Below are 17,146 nucleotides of genomic sequence, written 5' to 3'. Positions count from 1 at the left end.
ACTCACTTTCTGAGCCCCTGCCACGGGGCGTCAGCGTAGTGAACGCGGAGCAGAACTCGCTCGGGAGGTCCCTCAGCCAAGACCGTCCAGGAACGGTCGGTGTGCGTTCTGGAAAGCCCAGCCGTAGTACCGATCCCAGTTCACCGACCAAGTCATCAACCCGCGCAATGCAGGTGAAGGCCCGCCGCGCAGGGTGTACGAGCCGCAACCCGATCCGTGGGCCAGGCAGGTCACGGCGGTTTGGACTTCTGCCGGGGAGACATAGCCGTTGCCTGCACTGACCGCAGCGGGCAGGCCGACGGCGATTTGGTCTTCTCGGAGGCCCGGGAAGGTCTGGCCGGTGTTCGCGACTTTGAAGCCGGACTTCAGCATGTCGGTCATCGCGATCAGGAAGTCCGCGCCGCCCATAGTGTGGTACTGGTTGTCCAATCCCATGACTGGGCCGGAATTGTAGTCCTGGACATGCAGGACCGTCAGCGAATCGCGCAAGGCATAGATCACCGGCAGGTACGCGCCGGTTCGGCTGTCGCCGCCGCCTGCGCCTCCGTAGAACTGGTAGCCCACCTGGACGAAGAATGTTTCTGGGGCCATCGTCAGGACGAATTTGGCTCCGTAGCGGGCTTTCAACGTTTTCAAGGCCGAGATCAGGTTGACGATCACCGGGGTGGTCGGGTTGTGGAAGTCCGTGTCGCCCGAGTTCAGGGACAGGGACTGGCTTTCGAAGTCGACGTCCAGACCGTCGAGGCCGTATTTGTCGATGATCGCCGCGACTGAGTTGACGAAGTTGTCGCGGGCGGCGGTGGTGGTGAGCTGGACTTCGCCGTTTTGGCCGCCGATCGAGATCAGGATCTTCTTGCCTTGTGCCTGCTTCGCGCGGATCGCGGCGATGAAGTCCGCGTCGCTTTCTACCCCGGGGCATTCGGTAACCGAGCAGCGGTTGAAGCGGATATCGCCCGAGGTCACCGACGTTGGTTCGGCGAAGGCCAGGTCGATGATGTCCCACGCGGCGGGGACGTCGGCGAGTTTCAGGTAGCCCGAGCCGTTCGCGAAGCTTGCGTGGACGTAGCCGATCAGTGCGTGTTTGGGCAGGCCGGTGCTGGTACAGCCGCCGGTCGTGGCGGAAACCGCTGGGGTGTGGGCGGATTCGGCCTTGTCGTTGTAGGAGGTGATCGAGTAGCTGTGCGAGGTGCAGGGGGCCAGGCCGGAGAGCGTCGTGGTAGTTCCGGTGACGGTGGCGCGCAGGGTGTTGTCTTCGTAGACGCGGTAGCCGGCCACGGTGCCTGCGGCCGCGGTCCAGTTCAGGGCGATTGACGTGTTGGTGACAGTGCCGACGGTTGGCGTGCCTGGGGTGCCGGGGGCGCCCGGGGTGTCGCCGCCTGGGCCGTCGAGGACTACGTCGTCGGCGTAGTACGTACCGGCGCCGTACCAGCCGTGCAGGTACAGCTCGGCGGACGTCTGGGTCGCGGTGGTGGTGAAGGACAGCGAGAGCTGGCTGTAGGCGGAGGCGTTCGTCCAGGTGGACGAGCCGCCGGTGACGCCTAGGTAGACCGGGGAGCCTTGGGCCCAGGCGGAAACCGTGTAGGTCGTGTTCGGGCGCACGGAGACTGTTTGGGTGCATTGGCCCTGGTCAGAGGCACCGGGGGTGACGGCTAGGGCGTAGCTGCCCGAGTGCACTGGCGTCTTCACGGCCGCGCCTGCGGGGCAGGTCCAGCCGGAGGTCGAACCGGCTTCGAAACCGGGGTTGGCGAGCAGGTTCGCCGCCTGCGCTGGCCCGCCGACGACCAGTCCGGCTGCGGCTAGCAGGAGCACGACGAGGAAACGAGCACGCTTCATTGCGGTTCCTCCGGTCCGATGCGACCCTCTGGGCACATATTGTCTAGACCACTCGCGGAGTTGTCCAGACCTATTGGGGCGACGAAAGTCGGCTTTCCGGTGAACTAGGCCGTGCTGTCGGGCATCAGTGCGCGGAGCAGTTCGTGCAGGGATTCCTGCTGGGCCGGGCTGAGCGGCGTCAGCGGGGAGCGCGCGTCCAGGTGGCGTAGTGCTTCGGTGCGGCGGCGTTTGCCTGCCGGGGTCAGCACGATCTGTTTGGCCCGGCGGTCCGCGGGGTGCGGCTGACGCTCGATCAGGTCCTGCTCTTCGAGCCGGTCCAGGACGAAGGTGGCGTTCGACGCTTCGCACACCATTCGGGCGGCCAGTTCGCGCGCGGTGATCGGCTCGGACAGTTCGCGCAACGCGATCACTTGGCTCGGCGTCAGGCCCATCTGCTCGGCCACGCGACGCACGTGGACATCCAGCGTGTGCGCGAGGTGGTGGACCAGTTTGCACACGTCGCGGTCCACGCCCGGAGTCCCTGCCATGCGCCCGAGTCTAGCGGAACTGATTCGAGCTGTGATAGTTCTAGTTCGAATCATTTGAACTAGAACTACTGTGGGGTGCCGTGCCGCTCTCGGTGTTTTCCTTGCTGCTCGTTGTCTTCAGCCTCACCACCGGCGAGTTCGTGATCGCCGGCATCCTGCCCGACGTCGCCGCCGGGCTGTCGGTCTCGGTCGGGTCGGCCGGGCTGCTCGTCACCGCCTACGCGATCGGGATGATCGTCGGCGGCCCGCTGGTCACGCTGGCTACCGCGCGGGTCGCGCGCAAGCCGCTCATCGCGGGGCTGATCGTGGTGTCCATGGCCGGCAATCTGGGGTCGGCGCTCGCTCCGGGCTACGCGCTCGCGGTGGTGTCGCGGTTCGTCGCCGGGCTGGTGGTGGCGACGTTCTTCGCGGTCGCGATCGCGACTGTCGTGTCGATGGCTCCGCCGGGAAAGGCGGTTTCGACCATCGCGAAGGTGACCATGGGGCTGAACCTGGGCATCGTCGCGGGCAGTCCGCTCGGCACGGTGCTCGGTCATCATCTTGGCTGGCGGGCGACGTTCGGGGCGGTGGCCGTGGTCAGCGGGATCGCGCTGCTGCTCGTGCTGCGGTTCGTTCCGGCCCAGCCCGCGGCCGGGTCGGTGCGCGGGGAGTTGCGGGTACTGGCCGATCGCAACGTCTGGCAGGCAATCGGCCTGACCGTGCTCGGCAACGTGGGCGTGGTGACCGTTTTTACGTATATCGCGCCATTGCTCACCGACGTCAGTGGATTCAGCAGCGAGCTGCTTCCGGTGCTGCTGGTTCTTTACGGGGTCGGCGCGGTCGCGGGCAACTACCTTGGCGGGCGGTGGGCGGACCGGGCACTGCTGCCGTCGCTGGCCTGGATGCTGGCCGCGCTAGTGGTCGCGCTGGCGGCGGCGTGGCTGGGCAGCCCGGTCAAACCGGTGATGATCGGGTTGGTGTTCGTGCTCGGGATGCTTGCCTTCGGGATCGTCCCGGGAATGCAGGCGCGGGTGATCGCCGCGGGCAGCAGCGCTCCGACGCTGGCGGTAGCGGTCAACGCGTCCGGGTTTCAGCTGGCCGCCGCGGTCGCGGGGCTGCTGGGCGGGCAGGTGATCGCCCGTGCGCCGCAGTCGATTTATCTGCTGGCCGCGGTCCTCACCGTGGTTGGCCTCGGCATCGCGCTGTACGCGCTGCGCCGGGAGCGACTGAGTACCGACTCGCGTCGGTAATTCCCCACGATCTTCGGCGTTACAGTGGCCAGGCGAGAGGGGTTGCGGCCGGAGGAGTCATGGAGCTGGAACTGCGCCACCTGCGCGCGCTCGTGGCCATCGCCGACGCGCACAGTCTCGTTCGCGCGGCCAAGGCGTTGCACGTTTCTCAACCGGCTTTGTCCGGGTTGCTGCGGCGCGTCGAACGGTCGGTCGGCGGGAGTTTGTTCGCGCGCTCGCCGACGGGATGCGTGCCGACCGCGCTCGGGGAGGACGTCGTCGCGGACGCGCGGGCGGTGCTGGCGGGGATGTCGGCGCTGACCGAGCGGGCTGGAGCGCGGCGGGAAGCGGCGGGGGCGGTTCGCCTCGGCGGGTACAGCGGGTTTCTGCATCTCGCGTTGGCGAGGTGGTTGCGAGATCAGCCGTGGTGTCCCGCGGTCCGGGTGCACGAGGAGCAGGACGAGGACCGGACGTTGGCGGCGCTCGCGGACGGGGACCTTGATCTCGCACTGGTTTACCTTGCGCCGCTTCCGGATCGGATCGTTCCGGACGGCGTCGAGAGTCTCGTCGTGCAGGCGCGGGAGCCGGTTTTCGTGATTCTGGCCGAAGAGCATCCGCTGGCCACTCGTGCGGAGATACCGCTGGCGGAACTCGCCGGGTATCCCTGGGCGGACGACCCGCCGTGGACGACCCGGTGGTCGGCGTACTTGCAGGAGGCCTGCCGACAACGCGGGGTCGTGCTCGATCAGCCGCATCGGCCGCAGTGTCTGGCTACTTTGCTGGATCTGGTGCGCGAGGGCATGGCGGTCGCGCCGGCGTTGGCGACTCGGGAGGACCGGCAGGACGGGATCGTCGTGCGGGCGATCGAGGACGCGCCGCTGTGGCAGGAGCTGCGGTTGTGTTACCGGGCAGGCACGGCGGTCGCGGACCGGGCCGGCGAGATATCTCAGAAGGTGGCTCGTGATTACGCCAACCGGCAGGGGTGCAGTGCCGCGTTCGACCGCTGGTGGCACGCACTCCTGCCGGCCGGGGCCTAGACGGTGACGCGCCAGTTGCTGTTCGGCGTCGGCACCTCGAAGTTCAGCGACGAACAGCTGTAGTCGCTCGGGTTCGGGTTGGCGGTCGGCTGCAAGGGCGAGTTCGACTCCGTCGCCGGGGTCCACTGGCCGCCGATGCGCAACTGCAGCTGGCTGGATTCGAAGACCTTGCCCTTGGCGTCCGAGCAGTAGTAAGCCTGGCCGGTCGACGGGTCGACGGTCGAGTACAGCTCGAAGATGTCCCAGCCCTCGTTGAGGGTGCTCTGGTCGCTGCCGCTTTGCGAGAACAGGTCGTCCCACTTGCCGGTCTTCACGTTGTAGAGCGACGCCGTCCAGCTGTTGGCGCTCGCGTCGGTCTGGACTTCCTGGACGGTGAACGCCGGGTTTCCGTCCACTGTGGACGTGTAGTTGGAGAGGAACGAGCTGTCCAGCGGGACTACCTTGGCCGGGCCGACTGTCCCGCACCAGTCCCAAGCCCAGACCTGACCGCCTTGGTCGAGTCCGTACGCCGTGACGACCTCGATGCAGGAATGGCCGGTGGGCTTGACCGTCGGGGCGTAGACGACGTCCGCGCTGTTCGAGAGTCGCAGGTCCGGGACGACACTGTGCGTGACGAGAATTCCGTCCGCGCCGCTGGACAATTGCGGTTCAGGACCCCAGAAAGTGTGCTGCTGCGCGTCGATCCGCGGTTTGACGGAGCGGCCGGCTTTTTCGCGGCGCAGCTTGAGGAATTTGTCCGCGGCGGTCCCGGCGGCGGCTTTCGCGGCGGCCCCGGTCAGCCCGGGCACCACCCCGCTGCCCGGAGCCGCGGAAACCGGCGGGCTGCCGGCGACGACGGCCGCGGCCGCCAGGGCGGAAGTGAGCAGGGCAAAGAGTTTCCGCATCGATGCATCTCCTCGTCGTGGGCGAAGGAAACGCGCGGAGGGAAAAGGGTGTCCGTCCGCGGGACACGGATGTTAAGTCGGGATTTTTGGTGCTAGGCACCGACTTTCGACGGTGTGTTCCGATAAGCGCAGCTCAGTGCGGGCATAGGTTTTCCCGTACGCCCGGGGTTATACCGCCAAGTGGAGTAGTCAGCGGGTCTTCGCGCGGACGCGGATGCGCTCGCCCTGCTTGCCGAACATGCTGAGGATTTCGACCGGGCCCTCGCCGGTGCTGCCGAACCAATGCGGGATCCGGGTGTCGAATTCGGCGACCTCGCCTGCTTTGAGGACGACGTCGTGGTCGCCGAGCACGAGCCTGCCCTTGCCGCTGAGCACGCAGAACCACTCGTGTCCGGGATGCGTGCGCGGGTCGGGTTCGCACTGGGCGGCGTCGAAGATCATCTTGAGCGACTGGAACTGCCCGGGCTGCTGGGTGAGCGGCACGACGGTCCGGTCGCTGCGCGTGACCGGCTGCAGCGGGGCGGTGCCGACCAGTTCGTCCAGCGGGACCCGGTGCGCCCGGGCGATGGGCAGCAGCAGTTCGAGGGTGGCCTTGCGCTGGCCGGATTCGAGACGGGAGAGGGTGCTGATCGAGATGCCGGTCGCGTTCGACAGTTCGTCCAGGGTGCGGTTGCGTTGCCGCCGGAAGTGGCGGAGCCGGGGTCCGACCGCTGCGATGGTGTCCTCCACGCCAGCCAGCATGACACTCCTGGCCGCGGGATTGAACGCAATTAGACCAACGGCTACCCGCGATCGACCGGGGACGGATGTTTCGCCGGTTCGGTCGCCCTAGCGTGGTGCGGGTGACCGGGCAGGCAGCCGTCCCCGCACCCGCGGTCGTGGGGGCTGCGGTGTTCGGGGCGGCGCGCCTGGTCTTCAACCGCGGGTCAACGGACCGAATCCAGCGCCGCGTTCACGAACGAAGCCACCTGCGGCCGCCGGTCCTGCTCGTTCCACGCGAGCACCAGCTGACTGGGCGGAGCGTCCGCGATCGGCACGCAGACCACGCCCGGCGGGACCTGGTCGACGAGCGACCGCGGCAGTACGCCGACCATCCGTTCCAGCGAGATGAGGTGCAGCAGCTGGACCACGTCGGCCACCTCCGGGCCGGTCCCCTCGACGCCGGGCACGCCTTTCCACGACGGCAGCGTTTCTCCGTCCAAATCGGACAGCCGGACCGACGGCTGCTGAGCCAGCCGGTGCGTGCTCGGGACGATGGCGACGCGATCCTCGGCGTGGAGGGTTTCGTGGGCAAGCCCGGTCAGGTCGTCGAACGGGACGAACAGGAGGCCGACGTCCGCGCGGCCGCTGAGGAGGAAGTCGGCGCGGTCGGCGGGGCCGCTGAAGAGGATGTCGACCTGGTGGGCGTCGGGATGGTGGGAGTATTCGGCGAGGATTCCGGACAGCAGTCCCGCGTCGCCGCCCGGTTTGAGCACCAGGCGCAGGTGGCTTTCGCCGGCGCGGCGGGCGTTGCGGGCGGCGGCGCTGACCGCGTTGAGCGCGTGCCGTCCGTGTTCCTGGAGCGCCTCGCCGGCCGCGGTCAGTTCGACGTGGCGGCTCGAGCGGGCGAACAACTGCACGCCGAGCCGGGTTTCGATGCGTTGGATCGCCTTCGAGAGCGCCGGCTGGGCGATCGACAGCCGTACCGCGGCCCGCCCGAAGTGCAGCTCGCTGGCGACTGCCAGGAAGTACTCGAGTTCGCGCGTCTCCAGTTCAGCCATGCCTCCAGGTTATCGCCAAATAGCGAATCGGTCTTGGACGTCCAGCCGGAACCCGGGCAAAACTTGAAGCATGATCACGCACACGATGATTGTTTCGTTCGACCAGCCGCTACCCGATGGCGAGCTGGATCAGTACCTCAGCGATATCAAACAGGCCATGCTGGCGACCGGGTTCGCCGAGTCGGTCGAAACTCGCCGCCACCTGCCGATCCCCGGGGAAGAAGCCATCCCGGCGCTGATCGCGACGGCGATCGTCCAAGTCACCCTCGCCGACCTCGACACGCTGGCCAGGAGCTTCACCGCGCCCGAACTGCACGAGGTGATCGAGAAGTGGCAGGCGCGGCATTCGTACCGCGTGGCCTGGGCGAACCACGAGTCGCTGTCGTGAGCCGGCGACGCGGGCTTGTCACCGGGGCGGGCAGCGGGATCGGCCGGGTGGCGGCGATCGAGTTCGCGCGCACCGGGGCAGCGGTGGCCGTGCTGGACATCGACACGGCAGCCGCTGCCGAGACGGTCGAGTTGATCAAGAAGGACGGCGGGGAAGCGCTGGCCGTCCAGGTCGACATCGGCGACGAGTCTTCAGTACAGGCCGCGGTGAAGCAGACGGTCGAGGCGTACGGCGGGCTCGACTTCGCGGTGAACAACGCCGGGTTGTCGTCGCACAAGCGCGTCGACCAGCTGACGCTCGCCGAGTTCGAGCGCGTCGTGCAGGTGAATCTGTCCGGAACCTTCCTCTGCATGAAGTACGAGCTGCCGCATCTGAAGGGCGGCGCGATCGTGAACGTCGCGTCCAACGGCGGGTTGTACGCGATCCCGAACGCGCCGGCTTACGTCGCGTCGAAGCACGGGGTTGTGGGCCTGACCAAGGTCGCGGCGGTCGACTACGCGGCGGACGGCATCCGCGTCAACGCGGTGTGCCCGGGTCCGACGCGGACGCCGGGGTTCGACAAGTGGGCTGGCGACCCCGGCATGATCGCCCGGCAGGAAGCGATCACTCCGCTCGGCAGGCTGGCGACTCCGGAGGAAGCCGCCGCGGCCGTGGTCTGGCTTTGTTCGGACGCCGCGTCGTACATCACCGGCACGACGTTGTCCGTCGATGGCGGGCGACGGGCCTAGAGTTCGTCGGCCAGGAGCTTGGCGGTTTCCGCCGGGGATTCGACGGGGAAGTGGTGGCTGCCGAGGTCGACCAGTTCGATCCGGATCCGGTCGCCGTAGCGGTCGATCGCCTCCTTGGCGATGATCGAGCGCACGGCGTACAGCACGACCGGCTGGGCGATCTCGCGCAGCGCCGCGTCCATGTCCCAGCGTGCGAGGCCTTCGAGCGCGTGCAGACCGGCGGGCTGACGTACGGAGCCCATCTTCTTGACATACGAGTCCACTAAGGACGGATCGGTGCCTTCTGGCGAACCGGCTTCGACCATCCCGCGCATCGCACCGGTGAAGTCCTCGCGGAACTGCTGCAGCAACGCTTGGACGTCCTCCTCGCTCTGCGCGGGGAACAAGCCCAAGTAGTGCAACGCATCGAGCGCGATCACCCGGGTGACCGTGTCCGGAAGCAGCCGGGCGGTCTCGACCGCGACCGCTCCGCCAAGCGAATGCCCGGCTACGACAGTGGATTCGACCGACTCGGCGGCCAGCACAGCGGCTACGTCGCGAGCAAATTCCTCGATGGTCCACGTGTCGCGAGACGACCGTGAGTCGCCGTGTTCGGCGAGGTCGACGGCCAGCACGCGGATCTCGGGCGGGAGGTGCTTGACGATCGCGTCGAAGTCCCCGCGGTCGCAGCCCCAGCCGTGGATGAGCGTCAGCGCGGGCCCGTCGGTGGAACCGGTTGCGGTGTAATGGATTCTCGTGCCGTCGGGGCGGGTAGTTTCGTGATTCACGGGGTAGTTCCTCAGAAAGCGCGGTGGTAGCGGACGGGCCAGGCGTCTTTGGACTGGTTGCGCAGGGCGAGGTACGGGTCGCGCAGCAGCGAACGGCCCATCAGCACGGCATCGGCCTTGCCCTCGCGGATGATCTGGCCCGCGGCCGCCAAGTCCGTGATCTGGCCGACCGGCGCGACCGCCAGCCCGGACGCTTCCTTGAGCGCGGCGGCGAACTCGACGTTCACGCCTTCCCGGTTCGGCGGCCGGGCGCCTCGATCGCGCACGAGCACGCCGGAGGTCACGTCGAGCAGGTCGATCCCGATCGCCGCCAGTTCCTTGGCGAACTCCGCGGCGTCGTCGAGCGCGATGCTGTCCTCGACCCAGTCGGTGGCGGTGATGCGGACGAACACCGGTTTGTCCTGCGGGAACGCCTCTCGGACGGCGCGGGCCACGCGCAGCGGGAAGCGCATCCGGTTCCGCGGGCTCCCGCCATACTCGTCGGTGCGCTGATTGGACAGCGGCGACAGGAACTGGTGCAGCAGATAGCCGTGCGAGGCATGGATTTCGACAGCCTGGTAACCGGCCAGTTCGGCCATCCGGGTGGCGTGCGCGAAGTCCTCGACGACCTGGTCCAGGTCGGCCGCGGTGGCCGGGCGGGGCATCGCCAGGTCGCCGAACGGGATCGCCGACGGCGCGATCAGCTCCCAGCCGCCGTCGGCGACCGGCACCGGTCCGTTCTGCCCGTCGCCGACCCACGGGACCTGGTGCGACCCCTTGCGGCCGACGGCGTTCAGCTGCACCGCGGGCACCGCACCGTGGCCGGCGACGAACGAGGTCAGCTTCCGGTGCGCGAGCGCCTGTTCCTCGTTCCAAAGCCCGAGGTCGGCCGCGGTGCACCGGTTGTCCGGGCTGATCGCGGTGGCCTCGACCATGACCAGCCCGACGCCGCCGATCGCGCGGGGGCCGTAGTGCGCCAGATGCCATTCGGTCGGCAGCCCGTCCGGGCCCGCCGCGTACTGCGCCATCGGGGACATCCAGACGCGGTTGCGGAAGATGACGTCGCGCAAGCGCAACGGGGTCGTCTCCGGGAACTCACTCATGCCACAAAACGGTACGCGTCATTCCGCAATGCGGCACGCGTCGTGTCAGCTTTCGGCGAGCAGGCGGCTGACCTCGGCTGCTGCCGCCACGACCAGCGGCGCAAAGGTCTTCTCCTGGGCGCGGGTGTAGCGCGTGTCGGGAATCGCGAGGGTGATCGTCGCCACTGGCCGTCCGGCCGGGTCCGTGATGGCCGCGCCGATCGACGACACCTGCGGGCGGTACCACGACGAGGACCCGTTGAGCGCGTACCCACGCTTCGCGGTCAGGGCGATGTCGCGGCGGAGGGCGACGAAATCCGGTGCCGGGTTCTGGGCGAACTCGGGAAGTTCGTGGGTGAACAGCTCCTCGACCTCGGATTCGTCGAGCCGCGCCATGATCGCCGTGCCGCCGGAGGTGGCCAGCAGCGGGACACGCGTGCCGACATCCAGCACGACCCGCACGACCTGGTCAGTGTGCTGAGTGGCGATGACGACGAGGTTGTCGCCGTCGCGTTCGGCCAGCATGACGGTCTCGTTCGTCTCCGCGGCGAGCCGTTTGACGACCGGGTCGGCCAGCTCCTTGAGGTCCGGCTTCCCGCAGTCGCGCAGACCGAGCGCCAGCACGCGCGGCGCGACACCCCAGCGCGAGCGTTCGGCGTCCACGACTTTCAACCATCCTGCCTGCTGAAGCGTGATCAGCCCACGCTGCACGGTGCTCTTGGGGATCTCCGTGCACCGCGCCAGCTCCGAGACGCCGATGGGCTGTCGCTGGGCGACTTCCTCGAAGACTCGCAGCGTGCTGAGGACGCTGTTCATCGTCCGGACCCCGCTGGCCGGCTTCTCGGGCTCTTCGTCGTGCATGTGCCTCATCGTGGCACAGCGATACGATGGAGCTTCGCGGCGCAGGGGAGGAAGCATGACCGAACCGTGGCAGTGGAGCGAGCAAACCTGGCGGGGTCACGTCGAGCGCGTGCGTGCCGGGCGGCCGCTGCGGCCGGACTCCTGGCCGGGCGGGGCGCGGGTGGCCGTGGCGTTGTCGTTCGACTCCGACCACGAGACGATCTCGTTGCGCGACGGCCACGTGCTGCCGGGCAAGCTCTCGCAAGGGGAGTACGGCTCGCGGGTCGGCGTGCCGCGGGTGTTGAAGCTGCTTGAGCGGTTCGGGGTGCCGTCGACGTTCTTCATGCCCGCGGTGTCGGCGTTGCTGCACGACGGCGAGGCACAGTCCTATGTGGACGATGGGCACGAGGTCGCGTTGCACGGCTGGATCCACGAAAGCAACGCCCAACTGCCGCCCACCGCTGAACGTGACCTCACCTTCCGGGCCGCCGACACGCTGGAGCGGCTCACCGGCACGCGTCCGGTCGGCATCCGCACGCCGTCGTGGGACTTCTCCGAAAGCTCGCTCGCGATCATCCGCGAACTGGGCCTCGCCTACGACTCCTCGTTGATGGCGGACAACGACTGCTACGAGATCCTCGCCGATGGCGAACCGACCGGCATCGTCGAACTTCCGGTGGAATGGATCCGCGACGACGCGCCGTACTTCACGATGAACCGCTTCGGCTCGCAGCGTCCGTACACCCCGCCGCGGGAAGTGCTGCCGATCTGGCGCGACGAGTTCGACCTCGCCTTGGCCGAGGGCGGCCTTTTCCAACTCACCATGCACCCGCACATCATCGGACATCGTTCCCGCATCACGATTCTCACCGAGCTGCTGGAGCACATCGCTTCGCACGACGGGGTTTGGTTCGCTACGCACGCGCAGGTCGTCGACTACGTGTCATCGCCGATGGATGACAACCACGACAATCCCGACGGCCGCGGCTAACGCTCCAGCCAGAACAAACGTCGTGCCCATCCCGACGGCGTCGATCACCGGCTGCGCGATCAGCGGCGATGAGAACTGACCGAGAAACAACGCAGAGGTCAGCAACCCCAGCGACCTGGTCCGTACCCCGGGGGACGCGGTGGAAACCAGCCAGCCGTTCACGGTCGGGTTCTGCAGCCCCACGCCAAGTCCGACCACGACCATGCCCAGCGCGGCCGTCCACAATGCACTCGCGGTACCGAGAACGACCAGTCCGACGGCGAACGCGGCGAACATCGCGATGGCCAGCGCGGGGAAGGACCAACGGGCCCGCAGCCGGCGGAAGTTCAGGCCCACCAAGGTCATCACCAGATTGACCGCGGCGATCAAGGCTCCCGCGACCGCCGGTCCGGCGCCGCCGACTTCGGCCAGCCAGAACGGTGCCTGTGTCGGAACGGTGTAGAAGACCACGACGCCGATGAAGATCAGCGCGTACAACCCGAGCAGCCTTGGCTGCCACGGCGACGCGGCCGTGGTGGTGTCCGCCGGATCGGTCGGCTGGACGGGCGCGTCCGGCACGAATCGCAGCACGAGCACCAGCATCGGAATCGCGAGCAGGTAAATGGCGAACGGCCCGCGCCAGTCCAGCGCGGCCAGCAAGCCGCCGAGCAGCAGCGCCACGACGCCGCCGAAACCCATTGCCGCGCCTTGCAATCCGAGCACGCGGCCGTGTTCCTCGGGGTCATGGTGGTCGGCGATCAGCGCGGTGGACGTGGTCATGATCCCGGCGATGCCGATGCCGAGCACGGCCCGTCCGACGAGCAGTGCGGGGAGCGAGTCCAGCAACAGGCCGGACCCGCCGCCGACGGTGTAGAGGGCGAGGCAGGCGAGCAGCAGCGGCACGCGTCCGGTCCGGCCACTCAGCTTGGCGAGCACCGGCGCGGAGACCATGATCGCCAGACCCGGCAACGTCAGCACCAGCCGGACGAGAAGCTCCGCGTGCGGTTCCGCGGCGAAGTGCTGCTGCATGCCTGGCAACGCGGGTGTGATCGTGGCACTGGCCATGATGGTCATGGTGCTGACGCCGAGCAGCGTCGCCAGCAGAGATCTCGGTGGGCGCCGCACTCCGGCGTCAGTCGTTTCGGTCACGACGCCGAAGGTAGAACTTCAACTTAACTTGAAGTCAAGGCCCAGGACCGCGTGCCGGGTATGCCTAGCCCTACCTTCGAGACTACGGGCAAGCTGATCGAAACCAGGCAGCACGCTGGCTAATCTGGATCTCGTGGCTACCGTCTCGACAACCGCGAAACCGCGTACTGTGCTGGATGCTTTGTCGCATCGGACATTCCTGATCTCCTCCTGGCCGTGGCGGGCGCTGCTGTACGGGCTCAGCACCGGCCCGATGACGCTGCTGTTCGGCCTTCCGTTCGGGTTCTGCCTGCTGCCGCTCGCGGTGCTGGTCAGCCGGGTCGTGCATGGACAGACCTCCGATCTGGGGCTCGTCGCGGCGTTCTCGGTGTTCGGCATGCTGCTGTTCCTGAGCGCGGGTCCAGCGTGGGCGGCGGTGGTCGCCGGGGTCGAACGGCAGCGGTTGCGTATGGTCGACCTCAACCCGGTGACCGTCCCGTTTGGACCGATCAGTGAACCGGGCTGGTGGCCCCGAATGCGGACGCGCTACACCGAACCGGCGGCGTGGCGTGAACTCGGGTACGCGGTGCTGTTGTGCACCGCGATTCCCGCGCTGTACTCGGTGGCCGGCATGGTCGCGTTGTTCGCGGTGGTTCTGGTGGCGAGTCCGCTGCTCGTCAACGAGAACGACACGATTTCTGTTGGCTTCACTGAGGTATCCACCCCTGGCGGGGCGGTGCCGTACGCGTTGGCTGGGGTGGTGCTGCTCGTTCTGTCCGGCTATCTGCTGTCCGGGTTCGCTGGCCTGCACGCGATGCTGGCGCGTTCGCTGCTCACCGACGGGGCCGCCGAGAAGCTCCGCGGCGAGCTGACCGAGGTGTCGCAATCGCGGACCCGGCTGCTGTCGGCGTTCGACGCGGAACGCAAGCGCATCGAACGCGATCTGCACGACGGCGCGCAGCAGCGGCTGGTCGGGCTGAGTCTGCAGCTCGGGCTCGCGAAGGTCGATCTGCCGCCGGATTCCGCAGCAGCGAAGGCCGTGTCGGACGCACATGACCAGGCCAAGAAGCTGATGGTCGAGCTGCGCGAGCTGATCAACGGAATCCATCCGCGCGCGCTCGCTGAACTCGGCTTGCCTGCCGCGTTGGAGGAGCTCGCCGACGGATGCGCGGTGCCGGTCACCGTGGACGTGTCGGTGCCGGTGCGGTTGCCGGAGTCGGTGGAGTCCACGGCGTACTTCGTGGTGGCCGAGTCGCTGACCAACGTCGCCAAGCATTCCGCGGCCAGTTGCGCCTCGGTGACCGCCGGAATTGTCGGTCGGGTGCTTACCATTGAGGTATGGGACAACGGAGCGGGCGGTGCTGAGCCGTCGCGCGGCACGGGGATCACCGGGTTGAGCGACCGGGTCGCCGTGCTGGGCGGCCGGATGTGGGTGCGCAGTCCGGTCGGCGGGCCGACCGTCGTGCGAGTGGAGCTGCCGTGCTGAGGGGAGAGTCGATGCGGGTCGTCCTCGCCGAAGACGAGGTGCTGCTGCGCGAGGGATTGTGCGGGTTGCTGGAGCGGTTCGGGTTCGAGGTCGTCGCCGCGGTCGGTGATGCCGAGGGGTTGCACGCCGCGGTGCGCGAGCACGGTCCGGACCTGGTGCTCACCGACATCCGGATGCCGCCCGGCCATTCCGACGAGGGCCTGCGCGCCGCGGTCGAACTGCGGCGCACGCGGCCGGAGCTGGCTGTGGTGGTGCTGAGCCAATACGTCGAACACCACCACGCGGCCGAACTGCTCGACTCCGCCGAAGGACGCGGCGTCGGCTACCTGCTGAAGGACCGGGTGGTCGACGTCGAGGAATTCGTCGCCACGCTGCGCCAGGTCGTCGACGGCGGAACGGCGGTGGATCCGCAGGTGGTGCGCCAGTTGCTGCGCCGCCGGGCCGACCCGCTCGCCCGGCTGTCGGCGCGGGAACGGGAAGTCCTGTCGCTGATCGCCGAGGGGCACTCGAACGCGTCGATCGCCCGGCGGCTGGTGGTGTCCGACGCCGCGGTGGGCAAGCACGTCGGAAGCATCCTGTCGAAACTCGACCTCCCGCCGACGGACGACGGGAACCGGCGGGTGCTGGCGGTGCTGGCCTTTCTTCGCGGTAACGGCTGAGGCGGTGCGAGCGCAGGTTGCGCTCGCACCGCTGAGCTTAGGCCGCGTTCACCACTGCGGTGAGGCTGGCCGCGAGCATCGAACGGTCGCGCCCGGCTGTCCATTGTGTACCGCTGTCAGTGCGATATTCCAGCAGCGTCAACGCTTCGCTGTCGTTGCCGGAGCCGATGCTCGTCTGGTGCAAGGCCACGATGTCCACCTTCCGCCCGTGCTCGCCGAGCGCCGCGGTGAGCGCTTCGACCGGACCGGTTCCGGTGTGCGTGCTGGTGTGCTCGATCCCGTCGACGCGCAGGGTGATGCTGGTGTGCTCGTCGGCTGAGTTTTCGAAGCGGGACAACGTGATTACCGGGTTCGGCTGGAGGTAGGCGGCTTCGAAGAGTTGCCACAGTTCGGTCGCGGTCACCTCGTGTCCGGAGCCGTCGGTGTGGCCTTGGACGCGGCGCGCGAAGTCGATCTGCAGCCGCCGCGGCAGCGTGATGCCGTACTCGTTTTCCAGCAGATAGGCGATTCCGCCCTTGCCGGACTGCGAGTTCACCCGGATCACGGCGGCGTAGTCGCGGCCGAGGTCGGCCGGGTCGATCGGCAGGTACGGGACGCGCCAGTCCAGTTCGCGGGCGGGCACACCGGTTTCCGCGGCGCGTGCGTGATGTTCGGCGAACCCCTTCTTGATCGCGTCCTGGTGGGTGCCGCTGAACGCGGTGTGCACGAGGTCGCCGACGTACGGATGCCGCGCGTGGACCTCGATCCGGTTGCAGTACTCGACGGTGCGGCGGATCTCGTCGATGTCCGAGAAGTCGATCATCGGGTCGACGCCCTGTGCGTGCAGGTTCAGCGCGAGCGTCGCCAGGTCGACGTTCCCGGTGCGCTCGCCGTTGCCGAAAATGCAGCCCTCGACGCGCTTGGCCCCGGCCAGCACGGCGAGTTCGGCGCAGGCGACGCCGGTGCCGCGGTCGTTGTGCGGGTGCACGGACAGGATCACCGAATCGCGGCGCGCGAGGTTGCGGTGCATGTATTCGATCTGGTCGGCGTACACATTGGGCGTCGCGATCTCGACGGTCGCCGGAAGATTCAGGATCACCGGACGGTCCGGGCTCGCCTGCCAGGTTTCGGTGACCGCGTCGCAGACTTCCAGGACGTAGTCGGGTTCGGTGAGGTTGAAGACCTCGGGGGAGAACTCGAAGCGGATGTTCGGCCGGTCGCCGGCCGCGCGCAGAACGTCGTGGGCACCGTCGAGGATCAGTTCTTTCAGCGACGCTCGATCGTGGCCGAGGACCACTGTGCGCCAGGTCGGCGCGGTGGCGGTGTACAGGTGGATCACGACGTCGTTGCGGATGCCGCGGACGGACTCCACGGTGCGCTCGATCAGGTCGCGCCGCGCAGGGGTGAACACGACGATGGTGACGTCTTCCGGGGCCAGGTCGGTGTCCGCGAGCAGCCGGACGAAGTCGTAGTCGGTCTGCGAAGCGGACGGGTAGCCGACCTCGATTTCCTTGTACCCCATGCTGATCATCAGCTCGAAGAACCGGCGTTTGCGCGCCGGGTCCATCGGTTCGGCCAGCGCCTGGTTGCCGTCGCGCAGGTCGACCGGCACCCAGAGCGGGGCTTGCGTGATCCGGTTGCCGGGCCAGGCGCGGCCGGTGTTGGGGACGTCGACGCGCTGGTAGACGTCGCGGTAGCGGTACGACGGCATGCGAGAGGGTCGCTGCCGGTTCCAAACGGTGTTCATCTGCGGTCCTTCAAGTGGTCGGGAGCCGACCGGCGCGCGTGCTTGCCCCACGGCGGGGGGCCGGTCCGGTCAGGCCCCGCCGTGGCGGCGAAGGAGAAGGAAGCGCGTGAACATCGAGGCGGAGCGTAGCACGACTCCTCAGAC

Annotated in this window: 17 protein-coding genes; 7 read left to right on the top strand and 10 right to left on the bottom strand. The window is 68.1% G+C overall.

Annotated features, from left to right (window positions below):
• Positions 1–72: 72 nt before the first annotated feature.
• Both EIZ44_RS15350 and EIZ44_RS15345 read right to left on the bottom strand, forming a co-directional pair.
• Positions 73–1,833 (bottom strand): chitinase, encoded by a 1,761-nt coding sequence (locus EIZ44_RS15350; RefSeq protein ID WP_134729250.1) that lies wholly within the window; start codon positions 1,831–1,833, stop codon positions 73–75.
• Positions 1,834–1,937: 104 nt separating this feature from the next.
• The gene (locus tag EIZ44_RS15345) at positions 1,938–2,360 is read right to left on the bottom strand and encodes a MarR family winged helix-turn-helix transcriptional regulator (RefSeq protein ID WP_134729248.1); all 423 of its coding nucleotides are present in this window, start codon (positions 2,358–2,360) and stop codon (positions 1,938–1,940) included.
• Positions 2,361–2,440: 80 nt separating this feature from the next.
• Between EIZ44_RS15345 and EIZ44_RS15340 the strand changes: the two genes are divergently transcribed.
• The gene (locus tag EIZ44_RS15340) at positions 2,441–3,589 is read left to right on the top strand and encodes an MFS transporter (RefSeq protein ID WP_134729246.1); all 1,149 of its coding nucleotides are present in this window, start codon (positions 2,441–2,443) and stop codon (positions 3,587–3,589) included.
• A 59-nt stretch (positions 3,590–3,648) separates the two neighbouring features.
• Positions 3,649–4,605 (top strand): LysR family transcriptional regulator, encoded by a 957-nt coding sequence (locus tag EIZ44_RS15335; protein ID WP_134729244.1) that lies wholly within the window; start codon positions 3,649–3,651, stop codon positions 4,603–4,605.
• On the opposite strand, the gene EIZ44_RS15330 is transcribed toward EIZ44_RS15335, so the two are convergent.
• The 3 genes from EIZ44_RS15330 to EIZ44_RS15320 form a co-directional block, all read right to left on the bottom strand.
• A complete protein-coding gene (locus EIZ44_RS15330; RefSeq protein WP_134729242.1) occupies positions 4,602–5,489 on the bottom strand; it encodes a carbohydrate-binding protein in 888 nt (295 codons plus the stop codon). The two genes, EIZ44_RS15335 and EIZ44_RS15330, sit on opposite strands and share 4 nt — an antisense overlap.
• A 189-nt stretch (positions 5,490–5,678) precedes the next feature.
• On the bottom strand, positions 5,679–6,218 hold the full coding sequence (locus tag EIZ44_RS15325) for a helix-turn-helix domain-containing protein (RefSeq protein ID WP_205673166.1): 540 nt from the start codon (positions 6,216–6,218) through the stop codon (positions 5,679–5,681).
• 197 nt (positions 6,219–6,415) lie between these two features.
• Positions 6,416–7,249 (bottom strand): LysR family transcriptional regulator, encoded by an 834-nt coding sequence (locus EIZ44_RS15320; RefSeq protein WP_037811154.1) that lies wholly within the window; start codon positions 7,247–7,249, stop codon positions 6,416–6,418.
• Positions 7,250–7,319: 70 nt separating this feature from the next.
• On the opposite strand from EIZ44_RS15320, the gene EIZ44_RS15315 reads away from it, so the two are divergent.
• Positions 7,320–7,637 (top strand): hypothetical protein, encoded by a 318-nt coding sequence (locus tag EIZ44_RS15315; RefSeq protein ID WP_037811156.1) that lies wholly within the window; start codon positions 7,320–7,322, stop codon positions 7,635–7,637.
• The gene (locus tag EIZ44_RS15310; RefSeq protein WP_240691309.1) at positions 7,634–8,365 is read left to right on the top strand and encodes an SDR family NAD(P)-dependent oxidoreductase; all 732 of its coding nucleotides are present in this window, start codon (positions 7,634–7,636) and stop codon (positions 8,363–8,365) included. Before EIZ44_RS15315 ends, EIZ44_RS15310 begins: the two co-directional genes overlap by 4 nt.
• On the opposite strand, the gene EIZ44_RS15305 is transcribed toward EIZ44_RS15310, so the two are convergent.
• Genes EIZ44_RS15305 through EIZ44_RS15295 form a run of 3 tightly spaced genes read right to left on the bottom strand, consistent with a single transcriptional unit; the run spans position 8,362 to position 11,054 of the window.
• Positions 8,362–9,132 carry an alpha/beta fold hydrolase gene (locus EIZ44_RS15305; protein ID WP_134729238.1) on the bottom strand — a complete coding sequence of 257 codons (771 nt, stop codon included), beginning with the start codon at positions 9,130–9,132 and terminating at the stop codon, positions 8,362–8,364. The genes EIZ44_RS15310 and EIZ44_RS15305 overlap by 4 nt on opposite strands.
• Positions 9,133–9,143: 11 nt before the next feature.
• A complete protein-coding gene (locus EIZ44_RS15300) occupies positions 9,144–10,214 on the bottom strand; it encodes an NADH:flavin oxidoreductase/NADH oxidase (RefSeq protein WP_134729236.1) in 1,071 nt (356 codons plus the stop codon).
• 45 nt (positions 10,215–10,259) lie between these two features.
• Positions 10,260–11,054, bottom strand: a complete 795-nt coding sequence (locus EIZ44_RS15295; protein ID WP_205673159.1) for an IclR family transcriptional regulator — start codon at positions 11,052–11,054, stop codon at positions 10,260–10,262.
• 55 nt (positions 11,055–11,109) lie between these two features.
• Between EIZ44_RS15295 and EIZ44_RS15290 the strand changes: the two genes are divergently transcribed.
• A complete protein-coding gene (locus EIZ44_RS15290; protein ID WP_134729234.1) occupies positions 11,110–12,024 on the top strand; it encodes a polysaccharide deacetylase family protein in 915 nt (304 codons plus the stop codon).
• On the opposite strand, the gene EIZ44_RS15285 is transcribed toward EIZ44_RS15290, so the two are convergent.
• Entirely contained in the window at positions 11,977–13,152 is a 1,176-nt protein-coding gene (locus tag EIZ44_RS15285) for an MFS transporter (protein WP_134729232.1), read from the bottom strand. The genes EIZ44_RS15290 and EIZ44_RS15285 overlap by 48 nt on opposite strands.
• A gap of 133 nt (positions 13,153–13,285) precedes the next feature.
• Here EIZ44_RS15285 and EIZ44_RS15280 point away from each other — a divergent pair, with 133 nt between their 5' ends.
• Together EIZ44_RS15280 and EIZ44_RS15275 are read left to right on the top strand one after the other, a co-directional pair.
• On the top strand, positions 13,286–14,617 hold the full coding sequence (locus tag EIZ44_RS15280) for a sensor histidine kinase (RefSeq protein ID WP_134729230.1): 1,332 nt from the start codon (positions 13,286–13,288) through the stop codon (positions 14,615–14,617).
• 11 nt (positions 14,618–14,628) lie between these two features.
• Positions 14,629–15,276 (top strand): response regulator, encoded by a 648-nt coding sequence (locus EIZ44_RS15275; RefSeq protein WP_043832501.1) that lies wholly within the window; start codon positions 14,629–14,631, stop codon positions 15,274–15,276.
• Between the two features lie 37 nt (positions 15,277–15,313).
• On the opposite strand, the gene EIZ44_RS15270 is transcribed toward EIZ44_RS15275, so the two are convergent.
• Complete coding sequence (locus tag EIZ44_RS15270) at positions 15,314–17,002, bottom strand: 2-isopropylmalate synthase (protein WP_134729228.1); 1,689 nt, start codon at positions 17,000–17,002, stop codon at positions 15,314–15,316.
• Between the last annotated feature and the right edge of the window lie 144 nt (positions 17,003–17,146).

Origin of the sequence: Amycolatopsis nivea (assembly GCF_004522235.1) — a bacterium.
Taxonomy (GTDB): Bacteria; Actinomycetota; Actinomycetes; order Mycobacteriales; family Pseudonocardiaceae; genus Amycolatopsis; species Amycolatopsis nivea.
Note: the sequence above shows the minus strand (reverse complement) of the source record. Positions and strands in the feature narration are given on the sequence as shown.

What these genes read in the sequence shown, in the direction of transcription:
- EIZ44_RS15350 (WP_134729250.1), bottom strand. Translation starts at nt 1,833, where the DNA reads ATGAAGCGTGCTCGTTTCCTCGTCGTGCTCCTGCTAGCCGCAGCCGGA.
- EIZ44_RS15295 (WP_205673159.1), bottom strand. Translation starts at nt 11,054, where the DNA reads ATGCACGACGAAGAGCCCGAGAAGCCGGCCAGCGGGGTCCGGACGATG.
- EIZ44_RS15270 (WP_134729228.1), bottom strand. Translation starts at nt 17,002, where the DNA reads ATGAACACCGTTTGGAACCGGCAGCGACCCTCTCGCATGCCGTCGTAC.
- EIZ44_RS15335 (WP_134729244.1), top strand. Translation starts at nt 3,649, where the DNA reads ATGGAGCTGGAACTGCGCCACCTGCGCGCGCTCGTGGCCATCGCCGAC.
- EIZ44_RS15330 (WP_134729242.1), bottom strand. Translation starts at nt 5,489, where the DNA reads ATGCGGAAACTCTTTGCCCTGCTCACTTCCGCCCTGGCGGCCGCGGCC.
- EIZ44_RS15290 (WP_134729234.1), top strand. Translation starts at nt 11,110, where the DNA reads ATGACCGAACCGTGGCAGTGGAGCGAGCAAACCTGGCGGGGTCACGTC.
- EIZ44_RS15275 (WP_043832501.1), top strand. Translation starts at nt 14,629, where the DNA reads ATGCGGGTCGTCCTCGCCGAAGACGAGGTGCTGCTGCGCGAGGGATTG.
- EIZ44_RS15345 (WP_134729248.1), bottom strand. Translation starts at nt 2,360, where the DNA reads ATGGCAGGGACTCCGGGCGTGGACCGCGACGTGTGCAAACTGGTCCAC.
- EIZ44_RS15315 (WP_037811156.1), top strand. Translation starts at nt 7,320, where the DNA reads ATGATCACGCACACGATGATTGTTTCGTTCGACCAGCCGCTACCCGAT.
- EIZ44_RS15320 (WP_037811154.1), bottom strand. Translation starts at nt 7,249, where the DNA reads ATGGCTGAACTGGAGACGCGCGAACTCGAGTACTTCCTGGCAGTCGCC.
- EIZ44_RS15300 (WP_134729236.1), bottom strand. Translation starts at nt 10,214, where the DNA reads ATGAGTGAGTTCCCGGAGACGACCCCGTTGCGCTTGCGCGACGTCATC.